We start from the raw sequence: 12,330 nt of genomic DNA, 5'->3' as shown, positions 1-12,330 counted from the left end.
CGGCCTCGCTCGGGCGGCTTTACTATTTATTGAAGCTGTTAAGGCTAGGTTTAAACCGCACCCTATTCCTTCCAAAGGTCCTGATATGAGCACAGCCGACGATGGCGCCTCCATTTGGAGGTCCGATATCGCGCTGGCGCTGCTTGCCACGTTGCTGGCACTTGCCGTCAATGCCCTTGCCGGCTTCCCGGAATTGACCAATGCCGGCGGCGACAACGACAATCTGCTGCGCCTTGTCGAAGTTCGCGACATGCTGGCCAGCCAGGGCTGGTTCGATCTGCACCAGTACAGGATGGGCCTGGAAGGCGGTTTCGTCATGCATTGGTCGCGGCTGGTCGATGCGCCGATCGCCGCCATCATCATCGCCGTATCGGCCCTGACGGGCAGCGCGGCCTTTGCCGAGAATGTTGCGCAAGTGCTGTGGCCGGCGCTGCTCTTCTGCCTGACCGCATTTTTCACGGCTCGCGCCGCGCGCAGCTTTGCCGGTGACGGCGCCGTGCTGCCGGCTGTCATCGTCGGCGCCGCCGCACTGCATTTCCTCGGCATTTTTTCGCCTGGCGCGCTCGATCACCACAATGTCCAGCTGATGCTGAGCATGGCCAGCCTGAGCCTGTTGCTTGAAGCGCCAATGCGCAGGCCGGCGGCATTGCTCTCCGGCCTGTGCGCCGGATTGATGCTGGCCGTCGGCATGGAGACCGCGCCTTATCTTGCCACCATCGGCGCCTCTGTTGCCATGCTGTTCGCCGTCGGCGCCAATGGCGAGAGGTCGATTGCCAGGGATTTCGGCCTCGGCTTTGCCGGCGTGTCCGCTCTCGTCTTTGTCGCCACCATTGCGCCGTCCGCCTGGGGTCAGGCGCAATGCGACGCCTTCTCGACCGTGCAGTTCGTCGTCGCGGCGATCGCCGGAACCGGCCTTGCGGCGATAGCGTCGGTCGAGCCCGCCGGCCGCACGCGCCAATGGCGTATCGCCTCGCTTGGCCTGCTTGCCCTTCTATTGGCCGCTGCAATCGTCTTTTTGTTCCCACAATGCCTGGCAGCGCCCTATGCCAACCTCGATCCGCGCCTCAAGGAGCTATGGCTTGATCACATCGACGAGGCGCAATCGCTGTTCAAGCTGCTCGCTGAAGATCCGGCCGGGGTGGTGGCGCGCTATGCCACGCCGCTCATCGCGCTCGTGCTGATGGCGCTTCGCCTTGGCCGTGGCGGCTGGCGGCGGCAGGACAGCCTTGTCGGCGCGCTGCTTGCCGTGGCCTTCATCGTCAGCGCTTGGCAGGTGCGCGGTTCGACATTCTCGATCGCCTTCGCTGTCATCCCGCTTGCCGCCTGGATTGCCAAATGGCGTCAACGGGCCGAGGCCAGCGCGTCGCGCGGTGTGGCGCTGCGCATGGCTGCCGTCTGGCTGGTTTCGGTGAATGCGGTCTGGACTGGGGCTGCCGCGGCAACCTCGGTCGCCTTCGAGGACAGCAACACCACGGCGGATAATGGCGACGGCACCGATGTCGCTTGCCAGCGCATGGCCTCCTTTGCGGCACTCGGCCGCCTGCCCGGCACCACCGTGCTGGCAATTTCCAATCTCGGATCGCCTATCCTGGCCTATTCCGGACATCACGTCTTCGCCGGGCCCTACCATCGCAACGTCGCCGGCAACCTGCTGGCGCTCGATGCCTTCCTTGGGTCCAATGCCGATGCCAGGACGGTCGTGGCGGATCATCACGTCGGCCTCGTCGCGCTGTGCCCCGGCAGCGCCGAAAGCAAGCTCCTCGCCGCCAAGGCGCCGGCAGGTTTTCTTGCCGGGTTGATGCGCGGCAGCGTGCCGGAATGGCTTGAGCCGGTTGCCGGGACCAGTGGAGCCGCCGTTGAATTGTACCGCGTCCGGCTGGGCAGCTGATCGATCGGCGGCCCGTGCGGCCTTTTGTCGGACATAAGTCCTGACAATCCACTCTTTCGCCCTTGCCCGCCCGACACGGCTGGATAGGATGCGCGCCGGCCGACCGAGATCATTGGACCGGGAGAGAATTTCATGATGCCATCGGCACGCTTTGCCGACCTCGAAGGCGCTTCGGTGCTGATCACCGGCGGCGGCTCCGGCATTGGTGCTGCCTTGACCGAAGGTTTTGTCCGCCAGGGGGCAAAGGTCGCCTTCATCGATATCGCCGACCGTCCGAGCCTGGCGCTGGCCGATCGGTTAGACAAGGAGCTCGGCCGGCGGCCGTTCTATCTCAAGACCGACATACGCGACATCGAGGCATTGCGGGTATCAATCGCCAAAGCCGCCGAGGCGCATGGCAACGTGACCGTGCTGGTCAACAATGCCGCGCAGGATGACCGTCATGCCGTCGAAGACGTCACGGTGGAGTTCTGGGACAACAACCATGCCATCAACCTGCGCCCGCATTTCTTCAGCGCACAGGCGGTGGCGCCGGGCATGAAGCGGGCCGGCGGCGGCTCGATCATCAACTTCACCTCGACGTCGTTTCTCATCAACCATCCCGATATGCCGGCCTACACCGCCGCCAAGGCCGGCATCGTCGGTCTCACCAAGGGTCTTGCCGGCAAGCTCGGCGTCGACGGCATCCGTGTCAACGCGATCGCGCCCGGCTGGGTGATCACCGAGCGGCAGAGAAAGCTCTGGGTCACCGAAGAAGCGCTCGCCGCTCATGTCGCCAAACAGTGCATCAAAGAGGTGATGCAGCCGGAAGACATTGTCGGCACCGTGCTGTTCCTGGCGTCGGATGCCTCACGCATGCTGACCGCGCAGATGCTGATCGTCGATGGGGGGTTCCTGTGATCTCATCGAGCAAGGCAGCTTCCGTCGCGGCCGTCGACTGGGGCACCACCCGTATGAGGGTCTGGCTGCTCGACGGCGCCGGCAAGGTTCTCGCCGAGCGGCGCGGCGATGACGGGCTGATCACCGCCCAGGCTAAAGGATTTTCGTCCATTCTTGAAGGGCATCTGGGTGCCCTGGGCGCAGCCGAGGCGCTGCCGGTCATCATTTGCGGCATGGCCGGTTCGCGCCAGGGCTGGCTGGAGGCGCCCTATGTCAGCGTGCCGGCGCCGATCGGCGCTATTCTCGCCGGCGCTGCCCGCATCCCCGGCCAGCGCCGCGACATCCGCATCGTGCCCGGCCTTGCCCAGCGTCTGGCCGACGCCCCGGACGTCATGCGCGGCGAGGAAACCCAGCTTGCCGGCGCCGGTTTGCCGGCAAAGGGACGCCACCTCGTCTGCATGCCCGGCACGCATTCGAAATGGGTGCTGGTCGAGGACGGCTCTGTTGCCGGTTTCGGCACCTGGCCGACCGGCGAGCTGTTTTCGGTGCTGGCCGCGCACTCGATCCTGCGCCATTCGCTGGGCGAGCCGCCGAAGCCGGTTGCCGCCGAAAATCCATTTTTCCGGGAGTGGTGCCTGAAGGCGTTGGCCGAAGGTGGTGACATCGGTTCAAGACTGTTCTCGATCCGCGCCGCCAGCCTGCTGCAGGATCTGAAGCCCGAGGATGCCGCCGCGTGCCTGTCCGGCCTGCTGATCGGCGGCGAGATCGCTTCGGCAAATCGCCGTTATGGGGCGAGTGCCGTGCCCGTCGTGCTGATCGCGTCGGGCGCACTCGGCAAGCTCTATGCCGACGCGCTCGGCCTTGCCGGGCTCGCGGTCAGGGTGGTCGACGCCGACGAGGCGGTGCGTGCCGGTCTTGCCGAAGCCGCGCGCGAAAATGGCATGATCGCCGGAAATGGAGTTGCCGCATGACCGAAACCGCACCTTTTCCAAAGCTCGAGCGGGGTCTGGTCGCCATCCTGCGTGGCCTCAAGCCAAGCGAGGCGGTGGCGATCGGCCAGGCGATCTTCGGCGCCGGTATCGAAGCGATCGAGGTGCCGCTCAACTCGCCCGATCCTTACGCCTCCATCGCCAGCATTGTCGGAGCGCTTCCTCCAACAGCCTTGGTCGGTGCCGGCACGGTGCTCAGCGCCGCCGATGTCGACGGCCTGCACAAGGCCGGCGGGCGGCTGCTGGTCAGCCCCAATATCGACGCCGACGTCATGGGCCGTGCCATGCATTACGGCATGGTGACGATGCCCGGCGTGTTCACGCCGACCGAGGCATTCCGGGCAATCCGGCTCGGCGCCTCGGCATTGAAATTCTTCCCGGCGAGCGTGCTTGGCGCGGCAGGCATTTCGGCGATGCGCGCGGTGCTGCCGGCCAGTGTGCTGGTCGGCGCGGTCGGCGGCGTTTCGGATAAGGATTTTGCCGGCTACAAGGCAGCCGGCGTCAGCGTCTTCGGTCTTGGCTCCAGCCTGTTCAAGCCGGGCATGAGCGTCGACGAAGTGGCGGCACGGGCGAAGGCTGCGGTCGTGGCCTGGGACGCGGCGTTTGGAGCGGCATGATGAGCGAGACCATCGTTTCGGTTTTTTCCGACCATGTCTGCCAACTCGGCGAGGGACCAAGCTATGACCCTGCCACCGACACGCTCTACTGGTTCGACATCGTCAACGGCCAGCTCCTCGAACAGCGCCTGTCGGGCGGTGCCGTCAAAATCCACGAGCTCGGTCAGATGGCCAGCGCCATCTGCATCATCGACGACCAACGCCAGCTGATCGCCACCGAGACCGGTCTGCATGTCCGCGACGTCGCGACCGGCAAGCTGACGCTGCACACGCCGATCGAGGCCGACAATACGGTCACCCGCTCGAACGATTCACGCGTTCACCCTTGCGGCGCCCTCTGGGTCGGCACCATGGGCAAGGGCGAGGAGAAGGCCGCCGGTTCGATCTACTGGTTCTTCAAAGGCGAGCTGCGCCGGCTCTATGCCGACGTCACGGTGCCCAACTCGATCTGCTTTTCCGAGGATGGGACGATCGCCTATTACACCGACACCAGCACCGGGCTGTTGATGCGCGTCGGCTGCGATCCGGCGACCGGCCTGCCGGTTGGCGAACCGAAGGTCTTCGTCGACCACCGTTCGGCCAAGGGCTATATCGATGGTTCGGTGCTCGACCGTGACGGCATATTGTGGAACGCCTGCTGGGGCGGCAGCGTCGTCGAAGCCTATGGACCCGACGGCAAGCTCGTCCGTTCGGTGGCGATGCCGGCGACGCAGCCTTCCTGTCCGGCTTTCGTCGGCAGGAATGCCGACCGGCTGGCGGTCACCTCCGCCTGGTCGGGCAAGAGCGAGAAGCAGCGCCTGCTCGACCCGCAAGCCGGCATGACATTTATGCTCGACATTCCAGTCAATGGTCGCTTCGAGCCGCGTGTGCTGATTGGCTGACCATGATCCCGAAAAGTGGGAACCGGTTTTCGGAAAAGATCATGGTCAAACAGGAAGATGGCGCCGTTGCTGTCGTGCAGGCGTCCGGCTGACGTCGATTCCGCGAAAGCCGAATGCATTCGCCGTGCGATGCTAGAACGGTTCATCGTTTCGCGGAACGCTGAACCGCTCTATCTCTTTGTTTTGACGCAATTCCGGACGGAAAACCGTTTCACACTTTTCCTGGAATTGCTCTAGCAATCGTGCTGCCGGGAAATCGTTTCGATCATGTCAAGCCGCGAGCCGAAGCTGATCCTTGTCTACGAGCCAGAAAAGGCTTGCTTCGATCGGCTGGTTGCCGATAACCACGTGCCGGAGCGTGCCGCCGAAATTGCCTCCTATCTGGCGCAATCGACCGATATCGCTGCTGAATTCGACGCACTTGCCGCCGCTTGCCAGAAGCGCGGCTTGTCATTTGCGCCGGTGACGCTCGACGACGCCTCAAGCGTTCTCGCCGGCGAGGACCCGAAGACCACGCTAGTCTGGACGCTGACCGACGGCATCGCCTATTTCCGCGGCGGCGCGGCACCAGCTCTGGCACGGCTGAACGGCCTGGAGGCGATCGGCGCCGACGATGCGCTTTTCGCGCTCTGCCAGGACAAGTTCTGTTCAGGCGCCGTGCTCGGCGCGTTCGGCTTGCCGGTGCCGCAGGCGGGCCTTGCCCGTGACGGCGCCTGGCTGGTCGCGCCGCCGGCCTCGCCCGCCGGCTGGTTCGTCAAGCCGAACCGGCTCGGCGCCAAGATCGGTATCTGGCCGGATTCGCGCTGCCGCGATCTCGGCCATGCGCTGGAGCTTAGCCGGCGCGTCTTCGCCGCCTATCGCGACGATGTCGTCGTCCAGCCCTATGTCGCCGGCCGCAACGCGCGCGCCAGTTTTCTCGGATTGAGGCCGGATACCGGCGTCGAGGCGCTGGGCATCGCCTTTGTCGGTTCGGGCGGCGATTTCCAGACCATGCAGGACAGCCTGGCGCTTTACGGCGATACCGGCGCAGCGGCGAAAGCTGCGGGAAAATATACCGAGCCGGTGCTGCTGCCGGTCGCCGGCAGCCAGCCTGAAGCCGATGCAAGAATCCGTCGCATCGCCGAACGCCTGATGGTCGGGCTTGGCCTGCGGGATGTGTTTTCCATCGATTTCCGGGTCGAAGCCGACGACAGCGTCCACCTCATCGAGTTCGAGGTCTGCCCCGGCTTGCCCTGCTTCGATTTCCGCGATTACTGTCGCCAGCAATGGGGCTTGAGCCTCGCCGATGCGATGGCGGAGGCAGCGGCGAACCGGCTTCTCGCCTAAATCCCCTCGACCAGCACGATTTCGCCCTCGGCCACCTTCTGGCGGATCGCGACGGCGCGCTGGTATTCGGGCGAGTGGTAGCAGTCATGCGCCGCCGCAAGCGACGGAAACTCGATGATCACGTTGCGGTCGCGGCCCGGCCCCTCGGCCTTCTCATGCGCGCCGCCGCGCGCCAGGAACTTGGCGCCGAAGCGGTCGAAGGCCGGTTTGGCAGCTGCGACATAGTCCTTGTAGCCTTCCGCATCGCGCACGTCGACGCGAGCGATCCAGTATCCTTTGGGCATGGCTTTTCTCCGGGTTAATTCCTGGCGTCAGGCCGAGCGCATTTCATCGAGGATCGCTTCCGCCGCCGCCCGCCTGTCGGCCGCGCCGACGATCGGCCGGCCGACGACGAGATGGCTGGAGCCGTTGCGGATCGCCTGCGCCGGCGTCACCACCCGCTTCTGGTCGCCATGGTCGCTGCCCTTCGGCCGGATTCCCGGCGTCACGACCGCCAGGTCGGGGCCGACGATGCGGCGCACCGCCTCGGCTTCCTCGGCCGAGCAGACGATGCCGCCCATGCCGGCATGCAGCGCCTGCTCGGAGCGCCTCAGCACCAGTGTATGCGGATCATACTCATAGCCGGCGTCGATCACGTCCTGCTCGTCCATCGAGGTCAGCACGGTGACCCCGAGCAGGCAAAGGTCGCTGCCCCTCGCGGCCTCGACCGCCGCCTTCATCGTCTTCGGATAGGCGTGGATGGTCAGCATGCTCATGCCCATCCTGGCGATGTTTTCGACGCCCCTGGCCACCGTGTTGTCGATGTCGAGCAGCTTCATGTCAAGAAAGATCCTGGTGCCGCCGCTGGCCAGCTCGCGGGCGAAGTCGAGCCCGCCGGCAAAGGCGAGCTGGTAACCGATCTTGTAGAAGGAGACGATCCCGTCGAGCTCGCGCACCGCTTTCTCGGCTTCCTTCAGCGTCGGCAGGTCGAGGCCGACGATCAGCCTTTCCTGCATCGTGTCGGCATGCGCGGCGTCCGGGATCATGCCTCGATCCGCGTCGACAGCATGCGCGAGGTTTCGATCAGCGTTCGGCATAGGTGCTCCATCGATTGGCGTAGTCTCTCGTCCCGGAAGTTGCCCTCGTCGTCGAAGGCGTAGCCGCCCTCCGGCACCGAACACTCCGGTGTCACCACCTCCATCCGGCAGCGCACCAGCACGGCGCGCAGATGGTTGATGCAGCGTATCCCGCCGAAGGGTCCGTTGGAAGACGAGCAGAGGGCGGCGACCTTGCCGGCAAGCGGCCTGAACGTCCGGCCGCCATCCTTGCGCAGCTGGCTCACCCAGTCGATGCTGTTCTTGAGCAGCGGCGGAATGGAGCCGTTATATTCGGGCGTCGCGATCAGCAGCCCGTCATGGGCGGCGATCATCCGGCCGAGCTTGACGGCGTTTTCGGGAATGCCTTCGTCCTTTTCCAAATCCTGGTCGAGGATCGGCAGCGGATAGTCGGCGAGCGAGATGCGGGTCACCTCGGCGCCCTGCATGGCAAGTTCCTTCTGTGCCACGTCGGCGGTCCTGCCGCTATAGGCGCCGCTGCGCACCGAACCGGCGACGACGAGAATTTTCGGGATCACAGCCATGGGTCTGCCTTGTCACCCGATGGGTATAAGACAAGTGCTATTCAAACCCAACGCTTCAATTCATGCGGCCCCGCGCCGGTAGATCCAAAGCTGCGTCGGCGGAATGTTGCGGATGACGAAATGGAAATGCTCGACCGTATAGTCGCCGCGGCCCGGCGGGATCGGCGACAGCGGCCCGTAAGTTAGCTGCACGATCGGCCGGCCCGCCGGGATACGGTCGAGCAGGCTCTCGACATAGGCGATGCGCTGGGCGACAGGGAAATTGAGCAGCGGCACGCCCGATATCACAGAATCGAAGATCAGGTCGCGCTTGTCGCCAAGCGTCGCGTCGAGATTGAAGGCGTCGCCCTCGATGACGTTGACGCCTGGATAAAGCTGGCGCAGATGGCGCACGAAATCAGTGGAATATTCGACCGCGTAGAGATTCTCAGGCTTTATGCCCTGGGCGAGGATGGCGCGTGTGATGACGCCTGTACCGGGCCCGACCTCGAGCACCGGCAGGCCGGATGTCGGATCGACGATCGAGGCCATCTTGCCTGCGGTGATGGAACTGGTCGGGACGATCGAACCGACCGCCTTCGGCTTGTCGATCCAGCCCTTGAAGAACTTCAGCTCGTCGTCGAACTTTTCCGCCAGCGTCTTTCGCAGTCCGGGACTACGCGTCATCGAAAGTCCTCCTCAACGCTCCCTCGCATGCTACTTAGCAGTTACGAGGTGCAAGACAAGGCGAATCCCCGGATAAGGTGTTGATGACGCTCGGGAAGCGTTTTCCAGGGATCAGATTCAGTGCTCGCCGAACGTTTCGAAAAAGTCTTTCATGCGGGCGAAAAATCCGCTCGACTGAGGCGAATTGTCCTTTGAGGAAAGCTGCTCGAATTCCTCCAGCAATTCGCGCTGATGGCGCGAAAGGTTCTGCGGCGTCTCAACCACGGTCTGGATGTAGAGGTCGCCGATATTGGGCTGGCGCAGCACAGGCATGCCCTTGCCCTTGAGGCGGAACTGGCGACCGTTCTGGGTGCCTTCCGGCACCTTCACCTTCGTCTGGGTACCGTCCAGTGTCGTCACCTCGAACGAGCCGCCAAGCGCTGCCGTCGTCATCGAGATCGGCACCTTGCAATAAAGATCGGCCCCGTCGCGCTGGAAGAATTCGTGCGGCTTGACCGCGAGGAAGATGTAGAGATCGCCCGACGGGCCGCCGCGCAGGCCGGCCTCGCCCTCATTGGCCAGCCGGATGCGGGTGCCATCCTCGATGCCGGCAGGGATGTTTACCGACAGCGAGCGCTCCTCGGTGACACGGCCCTGGCCGGCGCATTTCGGGCACGGATCCTTGATGGTCTGGCCGCGCCCCTGGCATTGCGGGCAGGTGCGCTCGATCGAGAAGAAGCCTTGCGTGGCGCGCACCTTGCCGTGGCCGTTGCACATCGAGCAGGTGACGGGCTGGGTGCCAGGCCTGGCGCCGCTGCCCGAGCATTCCGAGCAGGAAATCGAGGCTGGCACCCGAATCTGCGCGGTCTTGCCGGAAAATGCCTCTTCCAGCGTAATTTCCATATTGTAGCGCAGGTCGGCGCCGCGCTCGCGGCCGCCGGACGAGCGGCGCTGGCGCCCGCCCATCATGTCGCCGAAAATGTCTTCGAAAATGTCGGCGAAGCCGCCGGCGCCAAAGCCTTGCGCCCCGCCATTCATACCGCCGTGCTCGAAGGCGGCGTGGCCGAAGCGATCATAGGCGGCGCGCTTCTGCGGGTCCTTCAGTGTCTCGTAGGCTTCGTTGATTTCCTTGAACTTGTGCTCGCAGGCATGGTCGCCTGGGTTGCGGTCGGGATGGAACTGCATGGCGAGCTTGCGAAAAGCGCTCTTGAGCTCCTTCTCGTCGGCGCCCTTTTGCACGCCTAGCGTTTCGTAAAAATCAGCTTTCATGTTTTCCCGCAGTCCGGATAGTCAACGTCTTGAAGCATCGTTGCGTCGTTTGCCGGCACGCTGTTCCGATTTAGGTGTGATGGAGCCGCGATGCCAGTGTCTACGAGGCTTTGTCCGCATTTTTTCGGGCAGCTCAGCGTTTTTCCGGCAAAGGGTTGCAAAAAAGCCCGGCTGTGCGCCGGGCTTTTTCCCTTACCTGTACCGTCAGGCGGTTCAGGCCGACTTCTTCTTCTCGTCGTCTTCGTCGATTTCCTCGAAGTCGGCATCGACGACGTCACTGTCCTTGGCGGCATCAGCCTTGGCGTCGGCCTCGGCGGCTTCCTTCTGCGAAGCCTCGTACATGGCCTGGCCGAGCTTCATCGAGACTTCGGCGAGCGTCTGCGTCTTGGCCTCGATCTCGGTCACATCGTCGCCTTCGGCAGCGGTCTTCAGCGCCGCGATCGCATCGGCAATCGCCGTGCGGTCGGCCTCGGAAACCTTCTCGCCGTATTCCTTCAGAGATTTCTCCGAGGAATGCACCAGCGCCTCGGCCTGGTTGCGGGCCTCGACCAGCGCGCGCCGCTTCTTGTCGGCTTCGGCATTGGCCTCGGCGTCCTTGACCATCTTCTCGATGTCGGCGTCCGAAAGGCCGCCGGACGCCTGGATGCGGATCTGGTGCTCCTTGCCGGTGCCCTTGTCCTTGGCCGAGACGTTGACGATGCCGTTGGCGTCGATGTCGAAGGTGACCTCGATCTGCGGCACGCCGCGCGGCGCAGGCGGGATGCCGACCAGATCGAACTGGCCGAGCGCCTTGTTGTCGGCGGCCATTTCACGCTCGCCCTGGAAGACGCGGATGGTCACCGCCGACTGCGAATCCTCGGCCGTGGAGAACACCTGGCTCTTCTTTGTCGGAATCGTCGTGTTGCGTTCGATCAGCCGCGTGAACACGCCGCCCAGCGTCTCGATGCCGAGCGACAACGGCGTCACGTCGAGCAGCAGCACGTCCTTGACGTCGCCCTGCAGCACGCCGGCCTGGATAGCGGCGCCTAACGCGACGACCTCATCCGGGTTGACGCCCTTGTGCGGCTCCTTGCCGAAGAACTGCTTCACGATCTCCTGGATCTTGGGCATACGGGTCATGCCGCCGACCAGGACGACTTCGTCGATTTCGCCGGCCTTCAGGCCGGCATCCTTGAGCGCCGCCTTGCAAGGATCGATCGTGCGCTGGACGAGATCCTCGACCAGGCTCTCGAACTTCGCCCGCGTCAGCTTCAGCGTCAGGTGCTTGGGGCCGGTGGCATCGGCGGTGATGAAGGGCAGGTTGATCTCGGTCTGCGTGGTGGACGACAGCTCGATCTTGGCCTTTTCAGCCGCTTCCTTGAGGCGCTGAAGGGCGAGCTTGTCGTTCCGCAGGTCGATGCCCTGTTCCTTCTTGAACTCAGCCGCCAGATATTCGACCAGACGCATGTCGAAATCCTCGCCGCCGAGGAAGGTGTCGCCATTGGTCGACTTCACCTCGAACACGCCGTCGCCGATTTCGAGCACCGAAATATCGAACGTGCCGCCGCCAAGGTCATAGACGGCAATCGTCTTGCCTTCCTTCTTGTCCAGTCCATAGGCAAGCGCGGCCGCCGTCGGCTCGTTGATGATGCGCAGCACTTCGAGGCCGGCGATCTTGCCGGCATCCTTGGTCGCCTGGCGCTGGGCGTCGTTGAAATAGGCCGGAACGGTGATGACCGCCTTCTCGACCTTCTCGCCGAGATAAGCCTCCGCCGTTTCCTTCATCTTCTGCAGGATCATCGCCGAGATCTGGCTAGGCGACTGCTTCTTGCCGCCGGCCTCGACCCAGGCGTCGCCATTGTCGCCCTTGACGATCTTATAGGGGACAAGCTTCTTGTCCTTCTCCGTCACCGGATCGTCATAGCGGCGGCCGATCAGGCGCTTGACCGCGAAAATGGTGTTCTCAGGATTGGTAACCGCCTGGCGCTTGGCCGGCTGGCCGACGAGGCGCTCGCCGTCGCTGTTGATTGCTACAATGGAAGGAGTCGTGCGCGCGCCTTCCGCATTCTCGATGACCTTGGATTCCTTGCCGTCCATGATGGCGACACAGGAATTGGTTGTTCCCAGATCGATACCGATTACTTTTGCCATTTCTTTAATCTCTCCGCTAAGCAGGCTCTCAGGACCCGTACAGGCGTTCCGACGAAAGCCCCTGTTCACAAGAAATTCCGCTCCGGCA

12 protein-coding genes are annotated in these 12,330 nt (G+C 63.9%); 6 read left to right on the top strand and 6 right to left on the bottom strand.

The genetic code is table 11. The annotated features are described in order from the left end of the window. Positions 1-85 precede the first annotated feature (85 nt). The 6 genes from NKI70_RS19195 to NKI70_RS19170 all read left to right on the top strand — a co-directional run bounded on the left by NKI70_RS19195 (position 86) and on the right by NKI70_RS19170 (position 6,580). Entirely contained in the window at positions 86-1,888 is a 1,803-nt protein-coding gene (locus NKI70_RS19195) for a GtrA family protein (RefSeq protein WP_352636264.1), read from the top strand. 132 nt (positions 1,889-2,020) lie between these two features. Beyond that, positions 2,021-2,788 carry an SDR family NAD(P)-dependent oxidoreductase gene (locus NKI70_RS19190; protein WP_023679862.1) on the top strand — a complete coding sequence of 256 codons (768 nt, stop codon included), beginning with the start codon at positions 2,021-2,023 and terminating at the stop codon, positions 2,786-2,788. Beyond that, on the top strand, positions 2,788-3,738 hold the full coding sequence (locus NKI70_RS19185; RefSeq protein ID WP_502898926.1) for a 2-dehydro-3-deoxygalactonokinase: 951 nt from the start codon (positions 2,788-2,790) through the stop codon (positions 3,736-3,738). Before NKI70_RS19190 ends, NKI70_RS19185 begins: the two co-directional genes overlap by 1 nt. Further along, positions 3,735-4,373 carry a 2-dehydro-3-deoxy-6-phosphogalactonate aldolase gene (locus NKI70_RS19180; RefSeq protein WP_352575268.1) on the top strand — a complete coding sequence of 213 codons (639 nt, stop codon included), beginning with the start codon at positions 3,735-3,737 and terminating at the stop codon, positions 4,371-4,373. The genes NKI70_RS19185 and NKI70_RS19180 overlap by 4 nt, the downstream gene beginning before the upstream one ends. After that, positions 4,373-5,254 carry an SMP-30/gluconolactonase/LRE family protein gene (locus tag NKI70_RS19175; RefSeq protein ID WP_023679859.1) on the top strand — a complete coding sequence of 294 codons (882 nt, stop codon included), beginning with the start codon at positions 4,373-4,375 and terminating at the stop codon, positions 5,252-5,254. The genes NKI70_RS19180 and NKI70_RS19175 overlap by 1 nt, the downstream gene beginning before the upstream one ends. Positions 5,255-5,521: 267 nt before the next feature. Continuing rightward, complete coding sequence (locus tag NKI70_RS19170) at positions 5,522-6,580, top strand: D-alanine--D-alanine ligase family protein (RefSeq protein ID WP_352636269.1); 1,059 nt, start codon at positions 5,522-5,524, stop codon at positions 6,578-6,580. On the opposite strand, the gene NKI70_RS19165 is transcribed toward NKI70_RS19170, so the two are convergent. The 6 genes from NKI70_RS19165 to dnaK form a co-directional block, all read right to left on the bottom strand. Continuing rightward, positions 6,577-6,864 carry a DUF1330 domain-containing protein gene (locus tag NKI70_RS19165; RefSeq protein ID WP_023679856.1) on the bottom strand — a complete coding sequence of 96 codons (288 nt, stop codon included), beginning with the start codon at positions 6,862-6,864 and terminating at the stop codon, positions 6,577-6,579. The two genes, NKI70_RS19170 and NKI70_RS19165, sit on opposite strands and share 4 nt — an antisense overlap. Positions 6,865-6,891: 27 nt before the next feature. Then, positions 6,892-7,605, bottom strand: a complete 714-nt coding sequence (gene pyrF, locus NKI70_RS19160) for an orotidine-5'-phosphate decarboxylase (protein ID WP_352575264.1) — start codon at positions 7,603-7,605, stop codon at positions 6,892-6,894. Continuing rightward, positions 7,602-8,198: an NADPH-dependent FMN reductase gene (locus NKI70_RS19155; RefSeq protein ID WP_352575262.1), complete on the bottom strand. Its 597-nt coding sequence runs from the start codon at positions 8,196-8,198 to the stop codon at positions 7,602-7,604. The genes pyrF and NKI70_RS19155 overlap by 4 nt, the downstream gene beginning before the upstream one ends. A 60-nt stretch (positions 8,199-8,258) precedes the next feature. Then, entirely contained in the window at positions 8,259-8,864 is a 606-nt protein-coding gene (pmtA, locus tag NKI70_RS19150) for a phospholipid N-methyltransferase PmtA (protein WP_023679853.1), read from the bottom strand. 117 nt (positions 8,865-8,981) lie between these two features. Next, complete coding sequence (gene dnaJ / locus NKI70_RS19145) at positions 8,982-10,112, bottom strand: molecular chaperone DnaJ (RefSeq protein WP_352575260.1); 1,131 nt, start codon at positions 10,110-10,112, stop codon at positions 8,982-8,984. 213 nt (positions 10,113-10,325) lie between these two features. Further along, entirely contained in the window at positions 10,326-12,242 is a 1,917-nt protein-coding gene (gene dnaK, locus NKI70_RS19140) for a molecular chaperone DnaK (protein ID WP_023679851.1), read from the bottom strand. Between the last annotated feature and the right edge of the window lie 88 nt (positions 12,243-12,330).

Source organism: Mesorhizobium sp. M0500 (assembly GCF_040321165.1).
In the GTDB taxonomy this organism is placed as follows: Bacteria; Pseudomonadota; Alphaproteobacteria; order Rhizobiales; family Rhizobiaceae; genus Mesorhizobium.
The sequence above is the reverse complement of the archived record's forward strand: the minus strand, read 5'-3'. Positions and strand labels throughout refer to the sequence as shown.

Coding starts and splice junctions, on each gene's coding strand:
- NKI70_RS19195 (WP_352636264.1), top strand. CDS start 86: ATGAGCACAGCCGACGATGGCGCCTCCATTTGGAGGTCCGATATCGCG.
- NKI70_RS19190 (WP_023679862.1), top strand. CDS start 2,021: ATGATGCCATCGGCACGCTTTGCCGACCTCGAAGGCGCTTCGGTGCTG.
- NKI70_RS19180 (WP_352575268.1), top strand. CDS start 3,735: ATGACCGAAACCGCACCTTTTCCAAAGCTCGAGCGGGGTCTGGTCGCC.
- NKI70_RS19175 (WP_023679859.1), top strand. CDS start 4,373: ATGAGCGAGACCATCGTTTCGGTTTTTTCCGACCATGTCTGCCAACTC.
- NKI70_RS19170 (WP_352636269.1), top strand. CDS start 5,522: ATGTCAAGCCGCGAGCCGAAGCTGATCCTTGTCTACGAGCCAGAAAAG.
- NKI70_RS19165 (WP_023679856.1), bottom strand. CDS start 6,864: ATGCCCAAAGGATACTGGATCGCTCGCGTCGACGTGCGCGATGCGGAA.
- pyrF (WP_352575264.1), bottom strand. CDS start 7,605: ATGATCCCGGACGCCGCGCATGCCGACACGATGCAGGAAAGGCTGATC.
- NKI70_RS19155 (WP_352575262.1), bottom strand. CDS start 8,198: ATGGCTGTGATCCCGAAAATTCTCGTCGTCGCCGGTTCGGTGCGCAGC.
- pmtA (WP_023679853.1), bottom strand. CDS start 8,864: ATGACGCGTAGTCCCGGACTGCGAAAGACGCTGGCGGAAAAGTTCGAC.
- dnaJ (WP_352575260.1), bottom strand. CDS start 10,112: ATGAAAGCTGATTTTTACGAAACGCTAGGCGTGCAAAAGGGCGCCGAC.
- dnaK (WP_023679851.1), bottom strand. CDS start 12,242: ATGGCAAAAGTAATCGGTATCGATCTGGGAACAACCAATTCCTGTGTC.